This is a genomic window from Silanimonas sp. (assembly GCF_044377035.1).
Taxonomy (GTDB): Bacteria; Pseudomonadota; Gammaproteobacteria; order Xanthomonadales; family Xanthomonadaceae; genus Silanimonas.
This window is the reverse complement of sequence record NZ_JBILJW010000013.1, coordinates 85,662-105,761: the sequence shown is the minus strand read 5'-3', so window position 1 is coordinate 105,761 and position 20,100 is coordinate 85,662. Positions and strand designations below refer to the sequence as shown.

The 20,100-nt window shown below is 66.3% G+C and carries 21 protein-coding genes; 13 read left to right on the top strand and 8 right to left on the bottom strand.

Annotation, left to right across the window (positions count from 1 at the left end):
* The 8 genes from ACIQ6S_RS09165 to ACIQ6S_RS09130 all read left to right on the top strand — a co-directional run.
* Positions 1-578: hypothetical protein (locus tag ACIQ6S_RS09165; protein ID WP_397608091.1), on the top strand; the 578-nt coding region annotated here is incomplete at its 5' end.
* A gap of 14 nt (positions 579-592) precedes the next feature.
* Positions 593-1,351, top strand: a complete 759-nt coding sequence (locus tag ACIQ6S_RS09160; protein WP_397608090.1) for a glycosyltransferase — start codon at positions 593-595, stop codon at positions 1,349-1,351.
* A complete protein-coding gene (locus ACIQ6S_RS09155; protein WP_397608089.1) occupies positions 1,341-2,756 on the top strand; it encodes a glycosyltransferase in 1,416 nt (471 codons plus the stop codon). Before ACIQ6S_RS09160 ends, ACIQ6S_RS09155 begins: the two co-directional genes overlap by 11 nt.
* The gene (locus ACIQ6S_RS09150) at positions 2,753-3,673 is read left to right on the top strand and encodes an NAD-dependent epimerase/dehydratase family protein (RefSeq protein ID WP_397608088.1); all 921 of its coding nucleotides are present in this window, start codon (positions 2,753-2,755) and stop codon (positions 3,671-3,673) included. The genes ACIQ6S_RS09155 and ACIQ6S_RS09150 overlap by 4 nt, the downstream gene beginning before the upstream one ends.
* A gap of 12 nt (positions 3,674-3,685) precedes the next feature.
* Entirely contained in the window at positions 3,686-4,405 is a 720-nt protein-coding gene (locus ACIQ6S_RS09145; RefSeq protein WP_397608087.1) for a glycosyltransferase family A protein, read from the top strand.
* Entirely contained in the window at positions 4,402-5,829 is a 1,428-nt protein-coding gene (locus ACIQ6S_RS09140) for a glycosyltransferase family 4 protein (protein WP_397608086.1), read from the top strand. The genes ACIQ6S_RS09145 and ACIQ6S_RS09140 overlap by 4 nt, the downstream gene beginning before the upstream one ends.
* 106 nt (positions 5,830-5,935) lie before the next feature.
* The gene (locus ACIQ6S_RS09135) at positions 5,936-6,649 is read left to right on the top strand and encodes a CoA transferase subunit A (protein ID WP_397608085.1); all 714 of its coding nucleotides are present in this window, start codon (positions 5,936-5,938) and stop codon (positions 6,647-6,649) included.
* Position 6,650: 1 nt separating this feature from the next.
* The gene (locus ACIQ6S_RS09130; protein ID WP_397608084.1) at positions 6,651-7,280 is read left to right on the top strand and encodes a CoA transferase subunit B; all 630 of its coding nucleotides are present in this window, start codon (positions 6,651-6,653) and stop codon (positions 7,278-7,280) included.
* Here the strand turns inward: ACIQ6S_RS09130 and galE are convergent, their stop codons facing one another.
* From galE to ACIQ6S_RS09115, 3 genes are read right to left on the bottom strand one after another with little or no spacing between them, the layout of a single operon-like run.
* Complete coding sequence (gene galE, locus ACIQ6S_RS09125; RefSeq protein WP_397608083.1) at positions 7,281-8,288, bottom strand: UDP-glucose 4-epimerase GalE; 1,008 nt, start codon at positions 8,286-8,288, stop codon at positions 7,281-7,283. It lies immediately after the preceding gene.
* Between the two features lie 55 nt (positions 8,289-8,343).
* Complete coding sequence (locus ACIQ6S_RS09120) at positions 8,344-9,282, bottom strand: electron transfer flavoprotein subunit alpha/FixB family protein (protein ID WP_397608082.1); 939 nt, start codon at positions 9,280-9,282, stop codon at positions 8,344-8,346.
* Between the two features lie 13 nt (positions 9,283-9,295).
* Positions 9,296-10,042 carry an electron transfer flavoprotein subunit beta/FixA family protein gene (locus ACIQ6S_RS09115; RefSeq protein ID WP_397608081.1) on the bottom strand — a complete coding sequence of 249 codons (747 nt, stop codon included), beginning with the start codon at positions 10,040-10,042 and terminating at the stop codon, positions 9,296-9,298.
* A 152-nt stretch (positions 10,043-10,194) separates the two neighbouring features.
* Between ACIQ6S_RS09115 and ACIQ6S_RS09110 the strand changes: the two genes are divergently transcribed.
* From ACIQ6S_RS09110 to cysC, 5 genes are read left to right on the top strand one after another with little or no spacing between them, the layout of a single operon-like run.
* On the top strand, positions 10,195-11,610 hold the full coding sequence (locus ACIQ6S_RS09110) for a mannose-1-phosphate guanylyltransferase/mannose-6-phosphate isomerase (protein ID WP_397608080.1): 1,416 nt from the start codon (positions 10,195-10,197) through the stop codon (positions 11,608-11,610).
* Between the two features lie 9 nt (positions 11,611-11,619).
* Positions 11,620-12,519, top strand: a complete 900-nt coding sequence (gene cysD, locus ACIQ6S_RS09105; protein WP_397608079.1) for a sulfate adenylyltransferase subunit CysD — start codon at positions 11,620-11,622, stop codon at positions 12,517-12,519.
* The gene (locus ACIQ6S_RS09100; protein WP_397608095.1) at positions 12,516-13,487 is read left to right on the top strand and encodes a glycosyltransferase family 2 protein; all 972 of its coding nucleotides are present in this window, start codon (positions 12,516-12,518) and stop codon (positions 13,485-13,487) included. Before cysD ends, ACIQ6S_RS09100 begins: the two co-directional genes overlap by 4 nt.
* 7 nt (positions 13,488-13,494) lie before the next feature.
* Positions 13,495-13,875 carry a GtrA family protein gene (locus ACIQ6S_RS09095; RefSeq protein WP_397608078.1) on the top strand — a complete coding sequence of 127 codons (381 nt, stop codon included), beginning with the start codon at positions 13,495-13,497 and terminating at the stop codon, positions 13,873-13,875.
* Between the two features lie 36 nt (positions 13,876-13,911).
* Positions 13,912-15,738 carry an adenylyl-sulfate kinase gene (gene cysC / locus ACIQ6S_RS09090; RefSeq protein ID WP_397608094.1) on the top strand — a complete coding sequence of 609 codons (1,827 nt, stop codon included), beginning with the start codon at positions 13,912-13,914 and terminating at the stop codon, positions 15,736-15,738.
* Between the two features lie 12 nt (positions 15,739-15,750).
* Here the strand turns inward: cysC and ACIQ6S_RS09085 are convergent, their stop codons facing one another.
* The 5 genes from ACIQ6S_RS09085 to rfbB are packed head-to-tail and all read right to left on the bottom strand — an operon-like array spanning position 15,751 to position 20,085.
* Complete coding sequence (locus tag ACIQ6S_RS09085; RefSeq protein ID WP_397608077.1) at positions 15,751-16,611, bottom strand: RimK family alpha-L-glutamate ligase; 861 nt, start codon at positions 16,609-16,611, stop codon at positions 15,751-15,753.
* Between the two features lie 22 nt (positions 16,612-16,633).
* The gene (rfbD, locus tag ACIQ6S_RS09080; RefSeq protein WP_397608076.1) at positions 16,634-17,566 is read right to left on the bottom strand and encodes a dTDP-4-dehydrorhamnose reductase; all 933 of its coding nucleotides are present in this window, start codon (positions 17,564-17,566) and stop codon (positions 16,634-16,636) included.
* Entirely contained in the window at positions 17,563-18,120 is a 558-nt protein-coding gene (gene rfbC / locus ACIQ6S_RS09075) for a dTDP-4-dehydrorhamnose 3,5-epimerase (RefSeq protein ID WP_397608075.1), read from the bottom strand. Before rfbC ends, rfbD begins: the two co-directional genes overlap by 4 nt.
* Positions 18,121-18,128: 8 nt before the next feature.
* On the bottom strand, positions 18,129-19,016 hold the full coding sequence (gene rfbA / locus ACIQ6S_RS09070) for a glucose-1-phosphate thymidylyltransferase RfbA (RefSeq protein ID WP_397608074.1): 888 nt from the start codon (positions 19,014-19,016) through the stop codon (positions 18,129-18,131).
* A gap of 10 nt (positions 19,017-19,026) precedes the next feature.
* Positions 19,027-20,085 carry a dTDP-glucose 4,6-dehydratase gene (rfbB, locus tag ACIQ6S_RS09065; protein ID WP_397608073.1) on the bottom strand — a complete coding sequence of 353 codons (1,059 nt, stop codon included), beginning with the start codon at positions 20,083-20,085 and terminating at the stop codon, positions 19,027-19,029.
* Between the last annotated feature and the right edge of the window lie 15 nt (positions 20,086-20,100).

Genomic DNA, 20,100 nt, shown 5'->3' with positions numbered 1-20,100 from the left:
CGGAGCGGGAAGGGGCCGAGCAGGCGCTGCGCGAGCATCTGTCGGAGCGCGAAGCGGCGGTGGTGTGGCTCGAGGGCCAGCGGACGTCGCTGCAGGCGGCGCTATCGGAGCGGGAAGGGGCCGAGCATGCGCTGCGCGAGCATCTGTCGGAGCGCGAAGCGGCTGTCGCGTGGTTGGAAGGCCAGCGATTGGCCCTTCAAACCGCGCTGGGCGAGCGGGAAGGGGCCGAGCAGGCGCTGCGCGAGCATCTGGCGGAACGCGAAGCGGCGGTGTCGTGGCTGGAAGGCCAGCGGACGTCGCTGCAGGCGGCGCTGTCGGAGCGGGCGGTGGCCGAGCAGGCGCTGCGCGAGCATCTGGCGGAACGCGAAGCGGCGGTGTCGTGGCTGGAAGGCCAGCGGACGTTGCTGCAGGCGGTGCTGGATGCCGAAACAGAACAGCGACGGTGTCGCGAGGTGGAACTCGCGGCTGAAACGGGTCGATCAGCGCTGGCCCTCTCGAAGCTGCATGATCTTGAGGCCTCGCGTACCGTTCGGTTTGCGCGATGGCTTCGATTGCTACCCACAACGGACGTCAAGTAAGTCGGAGACGGAACATGACTCCCCATTTAAGTGCCATCGTCACCCTGCACAACGAGGGGGTATTGGCGCATACCGCATTGAATGCTTATCTCCAGTCCCGCAGGTTCGCTCGGGACGAGGGCTTCCGTGTGCAGCTTGTGTTTGTCTTGGACAACGCGGACTCGCAGACGAAGGCTGTCGCCATGTCCCATCCAATGCTCGATGGGTCGGAGATTTTTGTGGAGGCAACCCATGGAGATCTGGCGCTCGCAAGGAATTCGGGAATCTCGGCGAGTTCCGGCGAGTACATTTGTACGCTCGACGGCGATGACCTTGTCTCGCGCCGGTACTTCAGCTGCCACTTGATCGAGGCGGCGAAAAATGATCGGCGAACGATCCTTCACCCAGAGATGGTTGTCAGTTTTGGGATGTACAACGCATTCAATTGGCAGGTCGACCAGGCTGGAGAGTACTTCGATCAGGATTCCTTGCTAACCATTAATCCATGGATCAGTGCGGCATTCTGTCACCGAGAGACTTTCGAAGAGACCCCGTATCGCGCTTGCTATCCACGGACGACCGGTTTCGGGTACGAAGATTGGTATTGGAACTGCGAGACCATTGCCAAGGGCTTCGTTCATCGCCTCGCATGGGGGGCGGTGTACGTTTATCGCCGTAAGTTCCACGGATCTCTGAATGAAGCAAGTCATGGGATGCGCTCTGTCATCCCGCCGACTAGCCTGTTCAAGGCTGGAAGCCTCTGGGCCTCACAGGAGAACGAGCATGCCCGCTGAGCTCGCTCGCCGTGCGGCAAGCCGCCTTGCACGACTTTTTCGAGTTGCAGCAAGTCGATTGGAGTTCTCTGCAACAGCATCGCAGGGCGCGATTGCGCCAGCTAGCGTATGGACTCCTCCGGCGATGCCTGAATGGGTGGCGGAGGAGCTCAAGGAACTCGCGTACATCGAGCCCGAGCTCCTCCCCGCGGATGACTCCGTTGATCGATTCCAGTTCTATTCCGTTCCCGTCGATTCCGAGCCTGGTCGTGCGTATCGCACTCTGATCAATGCCATCGGCGCCGCTTCGCCCAGTCACATCATCATGGTGCCTTGGCTCAAGGCTGGAGGGGCGGATCGTGGGGCCATCTACCATGTCCGCGCCATTGTCGAGGCGAATCCAGGTGCCAGTGTCCTCATCATCGCAACCGAGGACGCCGAGTCTCCTTGGGCGGAAAAACTGCCCTCGGGAGTGTGTTTTGTCGAGTTCGGCAAGGCGACTCGCGGTCTCGACTTCAACAAGCAGGTCGTCGTAGCGATCCGGCTTCTGGTGCAATTGGCTCCCCAGACGATACACGTGATCAATTCGAGGGTGGGTTGGGAGTGCATCGCGCGGCACGGTCTCGCACTTTCGCAAGCCTCGGCGCTTTATGCATCGCTCTTCTGCGATGACTACACGAGTCGCATGGTCCCCGTCGGCTATGCGCGGGACTACCTGCGTACGACGTTGAGATGGATGGCGCAGGTATTCACTGACAACAGCGAAGCGCCGAAAGTCTGGGCCCGGGACCTAGGTATCGATGTTTCTCGGTTCACCGTACTGCCCTTCCCTTATGACCGGCCCATTCCGCCCTTGAGCACGGTGGACGCCGGGGCCTCGCCATCCCGTGTGCTGTGGGCTGGAAGACTCGACCGGCAAAAGCGCCCCGATGTACTGGCGGCGATCGCCGAAGCCATGCCGGACTGTCAATTCGATGTTTGGGGGGGGCGCGTCATGGGCCCGGCGGACCCTGCCATCGCGAGACTGCAGGCGTTGCCCAACGTCACGATGCACGGCGCGTTTGCGCGCTTGGAAGACGTGGTTTCGACCGACCACTTCGCCTACTTGCATACCTCCGCCTGGGAAGGCGTGCCCACCATCCTTTTCGACGTAGCCGCCGCAGGCCTGCCGATCTGCGCGCCGATGGTTGGTGGCATTCCCGACTTTTGCGATCGTGAGGATCTGGTCGAGCGGTTCGATGACGTGGACGCCTTCAGGTCGCGGCTCGAGTTGATGCGATCTTCCTTTGATCTTCGGCAATCCCTTCGGCAGAAGCAGTGGGGTCGCCTCGCCGATACACGCCGCTGGGCTCATTTTGTCGAACACCTGGCGTCGATTGAAGGGTACTTCCGTCGTGCAAGCCACGCCGGAAGGGGGCGCGCATGAGGGTTCTGCTGACGGGCGGGAACGGTTTCATCGGGTCGCATGTCGTGGAAGCGCTGCGCGCAGCGGGCCATCACGTGGTCGTCTTGGATATCGGGGAGCAGAGGCCTGACCTCGATTGGTCGGGGGTGACTTACGTGCGGGGGTCTTTCCTCGACGAAGCAACGTTGGATGGTGCGCTCGCTGGAGTCGACTGCGTCGTGCATGCAGCATCGACGTCGGTCCCGGCGACATCCATGAGGGATCCCGTCGGCGATGTCGAACAGAATCTGGTAGGGACATTGCGTGTCGCGCTCGGAATGGTTCGGCATGGTGTTCGCCGCATTGTTTACTTGTCGTCCGGTGGCACGGTGTATGGTGTGACCGGCTCTACGCCGGTCCACGAGGATCATCCCTGTCGCCCGATTTCGGGATATGGCGTTGTGAAGCTGGCCTGTGAGCACTACCTCCGCGTGTTTTCGAAGGTCCATGGGTTTTCATTCTTGGCCTTGAGAGCTTCGAATCCCTACGGGCCGAGACAGGCCGCTTCGGGCGTTCAAGGTTTGGTCGGTACGACCATCCATCGGCTTCGTCAGGGTGTGCCGATTGATGTGCGTGGCGATGGGTCTGCGGTCAGGGATTACGTGTATATCCGGGACTTGGCGGTGGCTGTTTCCTCGGCGGTGACCTCTCCGGCCTGCGGAGTCATGAACATTGGAAGCGGGGTGGGTCTCAGCGTTCGGGAGGTCATCGAGGCTGTCGCTGGCGCGATGGGTGTGGCTGCTGAGATGAATTTCGAGCCCGCGTCTCCATCAGACGTGCCGCGCATCGTTCTCGACTGCAGTAAGGCGTCAACTGGCTTGAGTTGGACTGCGACGACAAGTTTCGACACAGGCATTCGCGCAACACTGGCCCATGCGGCCACGAAATCCCCACTCTGATCGAAGAACAAGATGTTTGATGCTTGCGTAGTCCTGACGGCTCATGCGGAGGGGGGGCTTCTACAAAAGTCTTGGCTCTCGTTTCTGCGTGCTCGCGCTGCGGCGATTGCTCATGGTCTGTCGACACAGGCCATCGTTGTTTTGGACCGCGCGACCCCTGCCACGGAGCGAGTCGCATCGAATCTGCCGTGCGTGGATGACGGTGATCAAGTCATTTATGTGGATGAGGGGGATGTGGGCGAGGCCAGGAACCGCGCTGCGGCCATAGCGTCTGCGGAATGGATCGGTGTTCTTGACGGCGACGACTACGTTTCTGAATCGTGGATCACTGCATCCGTCATTGCAGGGCGTTCTGGCTTGGGCCGGCCGATCATCCATCCGGAGTGGGTGATTAGCTTTGGTGGGTCAACAGTGGTGCATCGCCAGTACGGTGACGACGACATCTCCTTCAGAAGGGGAATGCTCCTTGTCGCAAACCCCTGGAACTCCTGCAGCTTCGCGCATCGCGAGATCCGCGCCCAGTTCCCGTACCGCCGCTCCGATGTGGCCTCGAGGGGGTTCGGCCATGAAGACTGGCTTTGGCATTGCGATACGCTCGCTGCGGGCTGCGCGCATCGGATCGCTCCCGGGACTCTGCATTGCGTTCGCGTGAAGTCCGAAGGTTCGATGAACAATGATCACAAGCGGCAGTTTGCCATGCCCGCTCCATCCCGATTCTTCGAATTGCCATGAACTGGAAGCTGGCCGTTCGCCGCCTTGTTGACGGGATAGACCGTCGCGTTCTCGGCGTACTTCCTCCTCGCGCACAATTGGCGCTCAAGCGCCCTTTGCTTGCCGCCCTGCGCCTCATCTTTCCGCGCGCCGTTCCGACTTGGATTCCAGATGAGCTGCTGGTTCGGCGTCCGCCGATTTCTCCTCCTCGTGAGGAATTGCCTGCGTGGGTGGCTGCCGAGCTCACGTCGATGTCTCGAGAGTTCGATGCGGGATTGAGTCCTTCCGTGTTGTTTCGCCGCGGCTTCTCAACCTATCACCCGCCGGTCGATCGAGCCTATGCCGGCGAGGTGTACTTCGAAATCCTGCGGGCTGTTCGAGGTCCGGTCGATGCGGTCATTGTCGTGCCCTGGTTGAAGCCCGGCGGTGCTGACCGATGGGCAATCGCTTTGGCTCGGGCGCTTGCTGTGGATCGCTCTCAGCGTGTCTTGGTGCTCGCGACTGAGCCCAGCAATTCGCCCTGGAGTGATCGACTTCCTGAGGGCGCTCAGTTCCTTGAGATCGGGAGCTTTTTGGCATCGCTGCATTTCGATCGCGATGACGGCGTAGAGGTCCTTTCGCGACTGCTCGTGCAGCTTGCGCCGAGTGTCGTGCACGTTGTTGGCTCGAAACATGGTTGGTCGGCGATAAGGAAGCACGGCCGATCCATTCGAGCTGGTTCGAAGATCTACGCATCACTTTTCTGCGACGAGTTCGACGAGTCTGGTGTTCCTACTGGCTACGCTGAGTCGCATCTTCTCGATTGCAGCCCTTGGCTCGATGGCGTCTTGGTCGACAATCGGCGCGCCCCCGTGGTTTGGCAAAGAAGGCATGGGGTCCCCGCTTCACTTTTTTCTGTCGTTGCATTCCCTGCTCCTTCCCCCGGCGTGCCGGTGATTCGCCGATCGCTAGGCCAGCGCGTTCTTTGGGCTGGACGATTCGATAGGCAGAAGCGACTTGACTTGGTCGCGGAGATTGCGCAACTGACGCCCGAGCTTCATTGGGATGTTCATGGCTCTCCGGTTGTTCCGGGGCATGGGGTCTCGGTGGTGGCGCTCAGCCGGTTGCCCAACGTGACTTTGCACAGCCAGTTCGGCTCTTTCGCCGAGATCATGACTGGCGCGCACGGCGTTTTTGTTTACACATCCTCTTGGGATGGGATGCCAACAATCCTCCTCGATGCGGCGCAGTCTCAGCTTCCAATCGTTGCTTCATCCGTTGGTGGGGTTTCTGATTTTCTTGGGTCGGATGTTTTGGTCGACGCTAGCGACGGCGCGGAGGGGTTTGCGAAGCTCATCCGGTGTGTCCTTTCTGACCCCTCGCTCGCTGCTGAGTTGTTGCGAGCACAGAATCGAGCTCTTGAGAGACGTACGTGGGATTCCTTTTCGGCATCGATTCCCGGGTGAAGGTCGTACTTTCGGGATATTTGGCGGCTGGTCGATCTCGTATACGCTCAATGAAGTCGACTTGGGCTTGCCGACATTGGTTTCACATCCTAGGTGGTGCATCTGAATGACCGACTTCAAAAAGTTGTACGCCAGTGCTTCCGCTGCGCTTTCCGGCCTCGTCGCCGACGGCCAGACCCTCGCGGTCGGCGGCTTCGGCCTGTGCGGCATCCCCGAAGGCCTCATCGCCGCGCTACGCGATTCGGGCGCGAAGAATCTCACCGCCATCTCGAACAACGCCGGCGTCGACGGCTTCGGGCTCGGGCAGCTGCTGGCCACGCGGCAGATCCGCAAGATGATTTCGAGCTACGTGGGCGAGAACAAGGAGTTCGAGCGCCAGTATCTCGCCGGCGAGCTCGAGCTCGAGTTCAACCCGCAGGGCACGCTGGCCGAGCGCCTGCGCGCTGGCGGCGCTGGCATCCCCGCGTTCTACGTGCGCACCGGCTACGGCACGATCGTCGCCGAGGGCAAGGAGACGCGGCTGTTCGGCGAACACTGGTACGTGATGGAGACGGCGCTGCACGCCGACGTCTCGCTGGTGAAGGCCTGGAAGGCCGACACGGCTGGCAACCTCGTTTTCCGCAAGACGTCGCGCAACTTCAACCCGGCCTGCGCAATGGCCGGCAAGGTCTGCGTGGCGGAAGTGGAGGAGCTGGTTGAGGTCGGGGCGATCGATCCCGACCACGTGCACCTGCCGGGCATCTACGTCGACCGCATCGTGGTGAACGCCACGCCCGAGAAGCGCATCGAGCAGCGCACGACCCGCGAAGGAGTGAAGTGACATGCCCTGGACCCGCGACGAGATGGCGCAGCGCGCAGCGCGCGAACTCACTGACGGCGCCTACGTGAACCTCGGCATCGGTCTGCCGACGCTGGTGGCCAACCACATTCCCGAGGGCATGGACGTGTGGCTGCAGAGCGAGAATGGCCTGCTCGGCATCGGTCCGTTCCCGACGGAAAGCGAAGTCGACGCCGACCTGATCAACGCCGGCAAGCAGACGGTGACGGCGCGTGCCGGCGCCAGCTTCTTCGGCAGCCACGACAGCTTCGCGATGATCCGCGGCGGCCACATCGATCTGGCCATCCTCGGCGCCATGCAGGTCACCGACAAGGGCGACCTCGCCAACTGGATGGTGCCCGGCAAGATGGTGAAGGGCATGGGCGGCGCGATGGACCTCGTCGCTGGCGTCAAGCGCGTGGTCGTGCTGATGGAGCACGCGGCCAAGGGCGGTGAGCACAAGATCGTGCCCGCTTGCACCCTGCCGCTCACCGGCGTGGGCGTGGTCAACCGCATCATCACCGAACTCGGCGTGTTCGACGTGACGCCGCAGGGGCTCAAGGTGGCCGAGCTGGCGCCGGGCGTGAACCGCGACGACGTGGTGGCGAAGACTGGAGTCCCGCTGGCGGGCTGATCAGCCCGCCAGGCCCTGCTGCCATCGCCACGCGTCGGCGCACATCGCATCGACGCCTCGGGTGGCCTTCCAGCCCAACACCTTTTCAGCCAGCGACGGATCGGCCCAGCATTCCGCGGCGTCGCCGGGGCGACGCGCCACGCGCTTGTGCGGGATGGGCCGGCCGACGGCGCGGCCGAACGCCTCGATCACTTCCAGCACCGAGAAGCCGTTGCCGGTACCGAGGTTCACCGTGATCTCGTTGGCCTCGCTGTCGCGCAGGGCGCGCAGCGCGGCGACGTGGGCCTGTGCGAGGTCGAGGACATGGATGTAGTCGCGCACGCCGGTGCCGTCGCGCGTCGGGTAGTCGTCGCCGAAGACGCTGATCTCGGCGCGCAGGCCGGCGGCCGTCTGGGCGACGAAGGGCACGAGGTTGTTCGGCACGCCGCGGGGCAGTTCGCCGATCAGTCCGCTCTCGTGCGCACCGGCCGGGTTGAAGTAGCGGAGGATCGCCGCCTTGAGGGGGCTGACGGGTGCGGCCAGCAGGTCGCGGATCACGTGCTCCATGACCAGCTTGGTCTGGCCGTAGGGGTTCGTGGCGCCCAGCGGCGCGTCCTCGCGGATCGGGCAGCGCTCGGGGTTGCCGTAGACCGTGGCCGAACTGCTGAACACGAGGTGGTGGCAGCCGTGGTCCTGCATGGCCTGCAGCAGGGCCAGCGTGCCGCCGACGTTGTTGCGGTGGTAGCGCAGCGGCTGCTGCATGCTCTCGCCGACAGCCTTCAGCGCGGCGAAGTGGATCACCGCGTCGGGCTTCACCGCGGCGAAGCAGGCATGCAGGGCCGGCTCGTCGAGCAGGTCGAGCTCGGTGTGCGGGATCCCGCGCCCACACAGCGCGGCGAGGCGCTGGAGGATCCAGCGCTCGCTGTTGCAGAAGTTGTCGACGACGTGCACGTCGAAGCCGGCCGCGACCAGCTCGACGACGGTGTGCGAGCCGATGTAGCCCGCACCCCCTGTCACCAAGACCTTCATTCCATCACTCCTGTGGGGGGAGATTGCCGCGGTAGCGGCGATCCGGGGGCAAGTCTCAGCCCAGCGCCCTTTCGAGCTCCGGCACGATCTGGAACAGGTCACCGACGAGGCCGATATCGGCGATCTCGAAGATCGGCGCATCGCCGTCCTTGTTGATGGCGACGATGGTGCCGGCGTCCTTGATGCCCGTCAGGTGCTGGATGGCGCCCGAGATGCCGATGGCGACGTAGAGCTCCGGCGCGATGATCTTGCCGGTCTGGCCGACCTGCATGTCGTTCGGCACGTAGCCAGCATCGACCGCAGCGCGCGAGGCGCCGACGCCGGCGCCCATCTTGTCGGCGAGCGAGTAGATGATCGAGAACGCTTCCGCCGAGCCCAAGGCGCGGCCGCCGGAGACGACCTTGCTGGCGCTCTGCAGGTCCGGGCGGTCGCTCTTGCCGGCCGCCAGGCCCTTGAAGCGCGTGTGCGTCGGCAGGGCGGCGTCGACCGTCGCGGCTTCGATGGCCGCGCTGCCGCCGTTGCCGGTGGCCGGCCACGAGGCCGGGCGCACGGTGGCGACGACGGTGCGATCGGCCGGCGCGGTGACCGAGATGATCGCATTGCCGGCGTAGATCGGGCGCTTGAACGCGTGCGGGCCGTCGACGGCCATCAGGTCGGACACCTGCGCCACGCCGAGCAGGGCGGCAACGCAGGGCGCGACGTCCTTGCCGAAGGTGGTGGAGGGCAGCAGCACGTGCGAGTAGCCGGCCGCGAGCTTGGCGATCTGCGGGGCCAGAACGGCGGCCAGCGCATGCGCATTCTCGGCGCGGGCCACGGTGATCACCTTGGCGACGCCGGCGATCTGCGCGGCTTCGGCGGCGATGGCGGCTGGGTCGGCGGCCAGCACGGCCACGTGGATATCGCCGCCGATCTTCGCGGCGGCGGTGACGCAGCGCGCGGTGGCGGGGTTCAACTTGCCGTCGAGGTGCTCGGCGACGATCAGGATCTTGCTCATGGTCATCGGCTCCTTACGCCAGGCCCTTCTGCTTCAGCAGCGCCACCAGTTCGGCGACGTCCTTCACCATCACGCCCTTCGTGCGCTTCGGCGGCGGGGCGAAGTGGGTGGTCTGCAGGAAATCCGCGGCTTCGACGCCGAGGTCGGCGAGCTGCAGGGTTTCGAGCGGCTTGCTCTTTGCCTTCATGATGTCCGGCAGCTTGATGAAGCGCGGTTCGTTCAAGCGCAGGTCGGTGGTGATGACGGCCGGCAGGTCGACTTCGAGGGTCTCGAGGCCGGCGTCAACTTCGCGGATCACCGTGGCGACATCACCGGCGACCTCGACCTTCGAGGCGAAGGTGGCCTGCGGGCGGCCCCACAGCGTGGCGAGCATCTGGCCGGTCTGGCTGCTGTCGTCGTCGATGGCCTGCTTGCCGAGGATGACGATGCCGGGCTGCTCCTTCTCGACCAGCTTGAGCAGGGCGCGGGCGGCGGTGAGCGGTTGCACGGCGCTGTCGGTGACGATGTGGATGGCGCGGTTGGCGCCCATGGCGAGGCCGTTGCGCAGGTGGGCCTGGGCGTCGGCCGGCGCGATCGTCGCGACGATCACTTCCGTGGCGATGCCCTTCTCGCGCAGGCGCAGGGCTTCTTCGAGCGCGATGTCGTCGAAGGGGTTCGGCGAGAGCTTGACGCCCTCGGTGACGACGCCGGAACCGTCCGGCTTGACCTGGATGCGGACGTTGTAGTCCACCACCCGCTTGTAGGCGACGAGGATCTTCATGGGGGCACTCGGTTCGGGCCGGGGCGACGCATCGGCCGGTGGAAGGGAAGCCCGCCGATTTTAGCCGGAAACCCCCGTGTTCAGGACTTCAACGGCCGGGAGCCGGGCCCGGCGCGGTATCCTTGCGGGCCTTCGAACCTCGTGATGCGCGCATGATCGTCCCGGTCATCCTCAGCGGCGGCAGCGGCACCCGGCTGTGGCCGCTGTCCCGGCAGAACCTGCCCAAGCAGTTCCTGGCCCTGGCCGGCGCCGACACCCTGTTCCAGCAGACCGTGAAGCGGGCTGCCGGCGTGCCCGGCGCCACCGCCCCGCTGGTGGTGGCCAGCGACGACCACCGCTTCCTCGCCGGCGAGCAGCTGCAGGCCATCGGCGTCACGCCGCGGGCCCTCGTTCTCGAACCCTTGGCCCGCAACACCGCCCCGGCCATCGCGTTGGCCGCCTTGCAGGTGGCCGAGCGCGACCCGGCCGCGCTGCTGCTGGTGCTGCCGGCCGACCACCGCATCGGCGCTCCGGAGCGCTGGGTGGCCGCCGTGCAGAAGGCCCGCGCGCAGGCCGCGGCTGGCGCGCTGGTCACCTTCGGCATCGCGCCGACCGAAGCCCACACCGGCTACGGCTACATCCGCTGCGGCGGGCCGCTGGACGAGGGCGTGTTCGCTGTCGAGCGGTTCGTCGAGAAGCCCGACGCCGCCACCGCCCACGCCTACCTTGCCGACGGCCGCTACGTCTGGAACGCCGGCATCTTCCTGTTCCGCGCCGACCGTTACCTCGAGGAGCTCGCGGAGCACGCGCCGGCCATGCTGGCCGCAGCCCGCGCCGCCATGGCGCAGGCGAAGGCCGACCTCGACTTCATCCGCGTCGACCGCGAGGCCTTCGCCGCCTCGCCGTCGGATTCGATCGACTACGCGGTGATGGAGAAGACCCGCCGCGCCGCCGTGGTGCCGGTGGATTGCGACTGGAACGACATCGGTTCCTGGAGCGCGCTCTGGGCGATCGGTCCGCAGGACGCGCAGGGCAACGTCGTCACCGGCGACGTCGTGGCCCGCGACACTCGCGATTGCCTGCTGCATGCCGTGGGCGACCACCTGATCGCCACCGTCGGCGTGCGCGACCTCGTCATCGTCGATACGCCGGACGCCACGCTGGTCGCGCACCGCGACCGCGTGCAGGACGTCAAGGCGATCGTCGATTCGCTGAAGGCTGCCGGCCGCGGCGAGCACGTGAACCACCGGCAGGTGTACCGGCCGTGGGGCCACTACGACAGCGTCGACAAGGGCGAGCATTTCCAGGTCAAGCGCATTGTCGTAAAGCCCGGCGCGAGCCTCAGCCTGCAGAAGCACGCCCACCGCGCCGAGCATTGGATCGTCGTCGACGGCGTGGCCGAGGTCACCTGCGACGAGCGCGTCTTCCGCTTGGAGAAGAACCAGAGCACGTACATTCCGAAAGGGAGTGTGCATCGCTTGCGCAACCCCGGCACCGAGCCGCTGGCGTTGATCGAGGTGCAGAGCGGCGACTACCTCGGCGAGGACGACATCGTGCGCCTCGACGACGTCTACGGCCGGCATGCGTAAGGCCTGCCCATGCCGTTGAGCCACCTCGACCGGCTGGAGGCCGAGGCCATCCACGTGCTCCGCGAGGTCGCGGCGCAGTTCCGCAACCCGGTGCTGCTGTATTCCATCGGCAAGGACAGCACCACCTTGCTGCACCTGCTGGTCAAGGCCTTCGCGCCCGCGCCGCCGCCGATCCCGCTGCTGCACATCGACAGCACCTTCGAGTTCGCCGAGACCTACCGTTTCCGCGATGCCGTGCCAGCGCGTTATGGCGTCGAATTGCGCGTGCACGTGAATGCCGAGGGCGTGGCCGCCGGTATCGATCCCTTCGTGCACGGCGTTTCAGTGCACACCGATGTGATGCGCACGCAGGGGCTCAAGCAGGCCCTGGCCTTGGGCGGCTACGACTGCGCGATTGGTGGCGCAAGGCGTGACGAGGAGAAGTCGCGTGCCAAGGAGCGCATCTTCAGCTTCCGCAACGCGGCGCTGCGCTGGGAGCCCAAGGCCCAGCGGCCTGAGCTGTGGAACCAGTACAACGGGCGCGTCCATCCCGGCGAGAGCGTCCGCGCCTTCCCGCTCTCGAATTGGACCGAGATGGACGTGTGGCGCTACATCGAGCGCGAGGGCATCGAGCTGCCGACCCTGTATTTTGCTCGGGAGCGGCCCATCCTGGAGCGCGACGGCGTGCTTCTGATGCGCGACGACGCACGCATGCCGCTGCGCGAGAGTGAACGCGAAGTGCTGCGCAAAGTGCGCTTCCGCACCTTGGGCTGCTGGCCGTTCACGGGCGGGGTCGAATCGGAGGCCGACACGGTCGGGAAGATCATCGCTGAACTGGAAAGCGCGACGACCTCCGAGCGGCAGGGCCGGGTGATCGACCACGCGCCGGGCGATTCGATGGAGAAGAAGAAGCAGGAGGGCTACTTCTGAACGCGCGGATCGCCATCGTCATTCCCTGCTACCGCGTTGCCGGGCAGGTGCTCGACGTGCTCGCCCGCATCGGGCCCGAGGTCGAGCGGATCTACTGTGTCGATGACGCGTGCCCGGAAGGCAGTGGTCGCCTCGTTCGCGAGAGCGTGGTCGATCCGCGCGTCGAGGTGCTGTTCAATCCGGCGAATCTCGGCGTGGGTGGGGCGACGATGGCGGGCTACCGCCGTGCCATCGACGACGGGGCCGACGTGATCGTCAAGATCGACGGGGATGGCCAGATGGACCCGGCGCTGCTGCCGCAGCTGGTGGCGCCCGTCGTGGCGGGCCATGCGGATTATGCAAAGGGCAACCGCTTCTGGGATCTCGGCAATATCGATCACATGCCCCTGGTCCGTCGCTTGGGGAACTTGGGCCTGAGCTTTCTGGCCAAGGCCAGCACGGGTTACTGGAACGTGTTTGATCCGACCAACGGCTACACGGCGATCCATGCGCGCGTGCTGGAGTGGGTGCCGATGGAGCGCGTGAGCGCACGCTATTTTTTCGAGTCCGACCTGCTGTTCCGCCTCGGCACGATCCGAGCGGTCGTTGTCGATGTGCCGATGGACGCCCGTTACGGTGATCAGTCCAGCGGTCTGCGTCCTTTGGCCATCCTCGGCGAGTTCGCCTGGAAGCATCTGCGGAACTTCGTGAAGCGACTTGGCTACAACTATTTCCTGCGCGACTTGTCTATCGCCTCCTTGCAACTGCTTGCCGGGTTGTTGCTGTTGCTGTTCGCCATCGGCTTCGGCGGATGGCAGTGGTGGTGGCATGCGAAAGCCGGCATCACGGCGCCGCTGGGTACGGTGATGCTCGCCGCGCTGCCGGCAGTGATGGGGTTTCAGCTACTCCTGTCGTTCATCGGCTATGACATGGCTGGTGTGCCCTCCCGCGCCGTGTGGCCGATGCTGCCGCGCCAGCGCCGTCGATAGTCCGGCCGTGCTGCGTCGCCAGGTTCCGCTATATGTGATCGTCGGACTGGCCCAGTTGGTCCTCGACGCCGGTCTGTTCGTCGCCTTGACGGCCTTCGGTGCGCCGGTCGCCGTGGCGAACGTGGTGTCCCGTGCGTCGGCCGCGCTGATGGGGTTTGCGCTGAACGGCCGCTACACCTTCCAGTCGCCGGACCGCCCCTGGCGCGTGGGGCGATCGCTGCCGCGTTTCGCCGCGATCTGGTGCGCCCTGACGGCGCTCGGCACGGTCGCCCTCAGCGCTGTGGAGGAGCACGGATCGTTGGGACTCGCCTGGGTGGCGAAGCCGATGATCGACGCCCTTCTGGCCGCGGCTGGCTTCGTTGTTTCCCGTCGTTGGATCTATCGCTGAATGGACCCTGCCGTGCCCCAAGAACCCAATGCCTCGATGCCCATGGGTCGCCTGCGCTTCATCACCTGCGGCAGCGTCGACGACGGCAAGAGCACGCTCATCGGCCGCCTGCTGCACGACACCCGCCAGGCCAGCGACGACCAGATGGCGGCGCTGGCCCGCGATTCGGCGAAGCACGGCACGCAGGGCGAGGCGCTCGATTTCGCCCTGCTGGTCGACGGCCTCGCCGCCGAGCGCGAGCAGGGCATCACCATCGACGTGGCCTACCGTTACTTCAGTTCGCCGAAGCGGCACTTCATCGTCGCCGACTGCCCGGGCCATGAGCAGTACACGCGCAACATGGCCACGGGCGCCTCGACGGCCGACCTCGCCATCGTGCTCGTCGATGCGCGCAAGGGCGTACTGCCGCAGACGCGCCGTCACAGCTGGATCTGCGCGCTGCTGGGCGTGAAGCAGGTCCTCCTCGCGGTGAACAAGATGGACCTCGTCGGCTGGAACGAGGGCGTGTTCGAGGCGATCCGCGCCGAGTACGCCGCGCTGGCCGAGGCGGTCGGCATCGAATGCGTGCAGGCGGTGCCGGTGTCCGCACTGGCTGGCGACAACCTGACTCGCCGCGGTGACGCGGCCTGGTACGTCGGCCCGACCCTGCTCGAACACCTCGAGGCGGCGCCAATTCCGGCACTGGACGTCGACGGGGCGGTGCGCTTGCCGGTGCAACTGGTGCTGCGCCCGGATTCCGACTTCCGCGGTTACGCAGGCACCATCGCGCAGGGCCGACTCGCACCGGGCGACACCGTTCGCGTGCAGCCTTCCAACGTCGAGGCGCGTGTCGAGCGCGTGCTGGCCGGTGGCCGCGAGGTCGAAGCGGCCGAGGCCGGCCAAGCGGTCGTCGTCACGCTCGACCGCGAGCGCGACGTGTCGCGCGGCGATGTCATCAGCGCGGCCGCCTCGCCGTTGCCGGTGAGCGACCAGTTCGTGGCGCACGTGGTGTGGATGGACGAGGCGCCGCTCGTGCCGGGGCGCGGGTACTGGCTGCGCATCGGCACGCGCGAGGTGGCCGCGACGGTCACCGAGATCAGCCACCGTATCGAGGTCAACACGCAGGCGCACGAGGCCGCGAAGCAGCTGGCGATGAACGACGTCGGGCTGGTGAAGCTGAGCCTCGCCTCGCCGATCCCGCTGGCGACCTACGCCGAGTCCCGTGCGCTCGGCGGCTTCATCCTCGTCGACCGGCTGACGAACGCTACCGCCGGCGCCGGCGTGGTGCGCCATGGCCTGCGCCGTGGCGAGAACGTCCATTGGCAGGCCTTCAGCGTCGACAAGGCCGTGCGTGCCGCGCAGAAGGGCCAGACGCCGCGCTGCGTGTGGTTCACCGGCCTGTCGGGTTCGGGCAAGTCGACGATCGCCAATCTCGTCGAGCGTGGCTTGGTGGCGCAGGGCCGGCACACCTACGTGCTCGACGGCGACAACGTGCGCCATGGGCTCAATCGCGACCTCGGATTCACCGAGGCGGACCGCGTCGAGAATCTTCGGCGCGTGGCGGAAGTCGCGAAGCTGATGGTCGATGCGGGGCTCGTGGTGCTGGTGAGTTTCATCGCGCCCTACGCCCGCGAGCGCGAGACGGCACGCAGCCTGTACGCGCCGGGCGAGTTCCTCGAGGTCTTTGTCGACACGCCGCTGGCGGTCTGCGAATCGCGTGACGTGAAGGGCCTCTACGCCAAGGCGCGGGCCGGGAAGATCCCGAACTTCACCGGCATCAACGCGCCCTACGAGCGTCCCGAGGCGCCGGACCTGCGCCTCGACACCACGCAAGCGACCCCGGAAGCGCTGGCGCAGCGGGTGATCGACGCGATCGGCGGCTGAGGGCGCGCCGGCTCAGCCGGCGAGCGTCGATTCGATCGCCGCCACGAAGCGCTCGGCCGAGCCGGGCGCATGGTCGAAGAACAGCGAGGGCTCGGTGAGTTCGAGTTCCAGCAACTGCGGGCCGTCGGCCGAAGGCAGCAGGTCGACGCGCGCATAGAGCGGTGCGCCCCCGGGAATCGCCGCCAGCGCACGGTGCGCCACCTCGATTTCCGCCGATGAGGGCGCGCGCGGCGTGATGGCTTCGGGCGCGAACAGCGCCGCGGTCGCCGCGCCATCGCGTTGCAGCAGCGGGCCCTTGCGGATGGCGTGCGAGAAGCGCCCCGCGAAGAACAGCAGGGCGGTTTCGCCAGCGGTATCCACGGCCTCGAGGTAGGGCTGCACCAGCACGTGGCGGCCGGCGTCGAGCAGTCGCTTGGCGTGGGTGATGGCAGCTTGGCGGTTCGGCGCGGTGTAGCGCTGGGTGTCGCGCGAGCCGGCGCCGATACAGGGCTTCACCACGAACTCGGCATGCGCTGGGAACGAGGCCGGATCGTCGCCCGGGGCAAGGAAGTGCGCGGGGATCACCGGCACGCCCTTCGAGGCGAGGTCCGAGAGGTAACGCTTGTCGGTGTTCCAGCGCACGATCGCTGGCGGATTCAGCAAGCGGGTGGCTGCGGCGACGCGTTCGCACCAGTGCAGGAACTCGGCGGGGCACTCGGTGTAGTTCCACGTCGAACGCAGCAGCACGAGGTCGAAGCGCGACCACGATACGGTCGGGTCGTCCCAAGCCACGGCTTCTGCCACGTGGCCGCGCGCGCGAAGCGCGTCGAGCAGCGGCGGCAGGTCGTCGTCGAGCGCGAAGGCGGCGATGGCGGTGGCGAGGGCGATGCGCATGAGGGGTCCTCGAGCAGAGCGATCAGCGCGTCGCGGCGGCGGCGAGCTGGTCGAGCACCTCGTCGAGGCCCTGTCGCCAGTCCGGCAGTTGCACAACGGCATCGCGCTGCAGCTTGCCGCTGTCTAGCACCGACCACGCGGGGCGTGCGGCGGGCGTCGGATAGGCGCTCGACGGGATGGCTTCGACCGACGGTGCCTTCGCCAACAGGCCGCGCGAAACGGCGCCGGCGAAGATCGCTTCGGCGTAGGTGTGCCAGCTGGTCTGGCCCTGCGGCGCGAGGTGGTAGAGCCCGCGCGCGCCGGCTTCGAGGGCCTTCAAGGAGCCTTCCGCGATCCAGTGCGCCGGCGTCGGTGCGCCGATCTGGTCGACGACGACCCGCAGATGGTCGCGCTCCGCGCCCACGCGCAGCATGGTGCGGAGGAAGTTCGCGCTGTGCGCGGCGTACACCCAAGCGAGGCGGAAGGTCACGGCGTCGGCGCCGCTGGCCGCCAGCGCCTGCTCGCCTTCCAGTTTGGTCCGGCCGTAGACCGACATCGGGCCCGGCGCGTCGTCCTCGCGGTACGGCCGCATGCCGTCGCCGGCAAAGACGTAATCAGTGGAGTAGTGCACGACGGTGGCGCCGATGGCCTTCGCCGCCTCGCCGAGCTCGCCCACCGCTGTCGCATTGATACGGCGCGCGAGGTCGGCCTCGGATTCGGCGCGATCGACCGCCGTGTAGGCAGCGGCGTTGAGGACCACGGCCGGCGCGACCTCGCGTACCAGCGCCGCAATCGCGCCGGGCGTCGACAGGTCGCAGGCATGCACCTTACCTCCGTCGGGCAGCGTCCCCTGCAGCGAACTCATCACCGGCGCGATGCCGCGCGCGGCTAAGGCCTTCCGCAACTCGGTGCCGAGCTGGCCGTCGGCACCGACGAGCAGTACGGGGCCCTTCGTCAACGGGCTCGACGGGCTCATGCCGCGAACACCGGCAGGCGTGCCTCGGGGATGTCGGCGAGGAAGGGCGCCTTGGCGTCCTTGTCCGACAGCGAGGGCTCGGCCACCGGCCAGTCGATGGCCAGCTGGCTGTCGTTCCAACGCACGCCGGCGTCGGCTTCGCGGTCGTACAGCGCCGTGCAGAGGTAGGAGAAGGTGGCGCGCTCGCTCAGCACGACGAAGCCGTGGGCGAAGCCCTCGGGAATCCAAATCTGCCTTCGATTCTCGGCGCTCAGTACGACGGCCGCGCTGCGGCCGAAGGTGGGCGAGCCGCGGCGGATGTCGACCGCGACGTCCCACACCTCCCCTTCGAGCACCTGAACCAGCTTACCCTGCGGGTTCGGCCACTGGTAATGCAGGCCGCGCAGCACGCCGCGCGTCGAGGTCGAGACGTTGGCTTGGACGAAGTGCGCATGGATTCCGGCGTTGGCAAATTTGGCCGCGTTCCAGTTCTCGAAGAACACGCCTCTCGCATCACCGAAGACGGTCGGTTCGATGATGATGCAGCCGGCGAGGGCGGTTTCGATGAACTTCATTCGGAGTCTCAGGCCACCGGGCCGTGCGTGAGCAGGGAAAGCAGGTACTGGCCATAGCCATTCTTGGCCAGAGGCTTGGCCAGCGTCTCCAGTTGGGCGCTGTCGATCCACCCTTGGAAGTAGGCGATTTCCTCGGGGCAGGCGACGCGCAGGCCTTGGCGCTGCTCGATCGTCTCGATGAAGTTTCCGGCTTGAAGCAGCGACTCGTGCGTGCCCGTGTCGAGCCAGGCGTAGCCGCGGCCCATCTTCTCGAGGTGCAGCGAGCCGTCCTCGAGGTAGCAGCGGTTGAGGTCGGTGATCTCGAGCTCGCCGCGCGGCGAGGGCTTCAGCGCGGCGGCGAACTCCGGGGCGCGGCCGTCGTAGAAGTACAGGCCGGTGACGGCGTAGTTCGACTTTGGTTGCGCCGGCTTTTCTTCAAGGCCGACCACACGGCCTTGTGCGTCAAACTCGGCGACGCCATAGGCCTTGGCGTCCTTCACCCAGTAGCCGAACACCGTGGCACCGGTATCGCGGGCATCGGCACGCTTCAGCAGCTCGGTGAAGCCGCTGCCGTGGAAGATGTTGTCACCGAGTACGAGGCAGGACGGGGCGCCGTCGAGGAACTCGCGGCCTAGGATGAATGCCTGCGCCAGCCCATCCGGGCTCGGTTGCGCGACGTACTCGAAGCGCATGCCCCACTGCGACCCGTCACCCAGCAGGGCCTTGAACATGGCCTGCTCGTGCGGGGTGTTGATGATCAGCACCTCGCGGATGCCCGCCAGCATCAGCACCGAGAGCGGGTAGTAGATCATCGGCTTGTCGTACACAGGCAGCAGCTGCTTGCTGACGCCCTTGGTGATCGGATAAAGCCGCGTGCCGGAGCCGCCGGCGAGGATGATGCCTTTGCGTTGGGTCATGGCGTTCTCCTCAGGCCTGCGTGCCGATGCGTTCGAGGCGGTAGCTGCCGTCGAGGATCTTGCCCACCCATGCCTCGTTGTCGAGGTACCAGTCGATGGTGCGGGCGAGGCCCTGCTCGAAACTGACGGTCGGTGCCCAGCCCAGTTCGCGCTTCAGCTTCGAGGCATCAATCGCGTAGCGCTTGTCGTGGCCCGGACGATCTTTCACAAAGGTGATCTGCACGCGGCGCGACTGGCCGTCCGCGCGCGGGCGTCGGGCGTCGAGGGCGTCGCAGAGTGCATGAACGACCTCGAGGTTGCGGCGCTCGGCATCACCGCCGACGTTGTAGGTCTCGCCGACGCGGCCGCCCGCCAGTACGTCGCGGATCGCGGCGCAGTGATCGCCCACGTAGAGCCAGTCGCGGATGTTGCTGCCGTCGCCGTAGACCGGCAGCGGCTGGTCGTTGATGAGCTTCTGGATCATCAGCGGGATGAGCTTCTCGGGGAACTGGAACGGCCCGTAGTTGTTCGAGCAGTTCGTCGTCAGCACCGGCAGCCCGTAGGTGTGGTGGAAGGCGCGCACGAGATGGTCGGATGCGGCCTTTGAGGCCGAGTAGGGCGAGTTCGGCGCGAAGGGGGTCTCTTCGGTGAAGTAGCCCGTGTCGCCCAACGAGCCGTAGACCTCGTCGGTCGACACATGCAGGAAGCGGAAAGCGGCGGCGCGCTCGGGCGCCAGCGCCTTCCAGTAGTCGCGCGTGGCCTCGAGCAGGGCGAGCGTGCCAACGACATTGGTCTGGATGAAGGCGGCCGGGCCGTCGATGGAACGGTCGACGTGGCTCTCGGCGGCGAAGTTGACCACCGCGTCCACGGAATGCTCGGCCAGCAGGCGCGAAACAAGCTCGCGATCCCCGATGTCACCGTGCACGAACACATGGTCCGGGTCGCCGTCGAGCGCGGCCAGCGTGTCGCGGTTGCCGGCGTAGGTCAGCACGTCGAGGTTGATGATGCGCGCGAGCCCGTGCTGCCGCGCCTCGAGCACGAAGTTGCCGCCGATGAATCCGGCGCCGCCGGTGACCAGCCAGGTTTTCATCCAATCTCTCCTTAC

Bases quoted from the DNA above. Each gene is read 5' to 3' on its own strand.
- ACIQ6S_RS09160 (WP_397608090.1), top strand. From the start codon at position 593: ATGACTCCCCATTTAAGTGCCATCGTCACCCTGCACAACGAGGGGGTA.
- ACIQ6S_RS09155 (WP_397608089.1), top strand. From the start codon at position 1,341: ATGCCCGCTGAGCTCGCTCGCCGTGCGGCAAGCCGCCTTGCACGACTT.
- ACIQ6S_RS09150 (WP_397608088.1), top strand. From the start codon at position 2,753: ATGAGGGTTCTGCTGACGGGCGGGAACGGTTTCATCGGGTCGCATGTC.
- ACIQ6S_RS09145 (WP_397608087.1), top strand. From the start codon at position 3,686: ATGTTTGATGCTTGCGTAGTCCTGACGGCTCATGCGGAGGGGGGGCTT.
- ACIQ6S_RS09140 (WP_397608086.1), top strand. From the start codon at position 4,402: ATGAACTGGAAGCTGGCCGTTCGCCGCCTTGTTGACGGGATAGACCGT.
- ACIQ6S_RS09135 (WP_397608085.1), top strand. From the start codon at position 5,936: ATGACCGACTTCAAAAAGTTGTACGCCAGTGCTTCCGCTGCGCTTTCC.
- ACIQ6S_RS09130 (WP_397608084.1), top strand. From the start codon at position 6,651: ATGCCCTGGACCCGCGACGAGATGGCGCAGCGCGCAGCGCGCGAACTC.
- galE (WP_397608083.1), bottom strand. From the start codon at position 8,288: ATGAAGGTCTTGGTGACAGGGGGTGCGGGCTACATCGGCTCGCACACC.
- ACIQ6S_RS09120 (WP_397608082.1), bottom strand. From the start codon at position 9,282: ATGAGCAAGATCCTGATCGTCGCCGAGCACCTCGACGGCAAGTTGAAC.
- ACIQ6S_RS09115 (WP_397608081.1), bottom strand. From the start codon at position 10,042: ATGAAGATCCTCGTCGCCTACAAGCGGGTGGTGGACTACAACGTCCGC.
- ACIQ6S_RS09110 (WP_397608080.1), top strand. From the start codon at position 10,195: ATGATCGTCCCGGTCATCCTCAGCGGCGGCAGCGGCACCCGGCTGTGG.
- cysD (WP_397608079.1), top strand. From the start codon at position 11,620: ATGCCGTTGAGCCACCTCGACCGGCTGGAGGCCGAGGCCATCCACGTG.
- cysC (WP_397608094.1), top strand. From the start codon at position 13,912: ATGCCCATGGGTCGCCTGCGCTTCATCACCTGCGGCAGCGTCGACGAC.
- ACIQ6S_RS09085 (WP_397608077.1), bottom strand. From the start codon at position 16,611: ATGCGCATCGCCCTCGCCACCGCCATCGCCGCCTTCGCGCTCGACGAC.
- rfbD (WP_397608076.1), bottom strand. From the start codon at position 17,566: ATGAGCCCGTCGAGCCCGTTGACGAAGGGCCCCGTACTGCTCGTCGGT.
- rfbC (WP_397608075.1), bottom strand. From the start codon at position 18,120: ATGAAGTTCATCGAAACCGCCCTCGCCGGCTGCATCATCATCGAACCG.
- rfbA (WP_397608074.1), bottom strand. From the start codon at position 19,016: ATGACCCAACGCAAAGGCATCATCCTCGCCGGCGGCTCCGGCACGCGG.
- rfbB (WP_397608073.1), bottom strand. From the start codon at position 20,085: ATGAAAACCTGGCTGGTCACCGGCGGCGCCGGATTCATCGGCGGCAAC.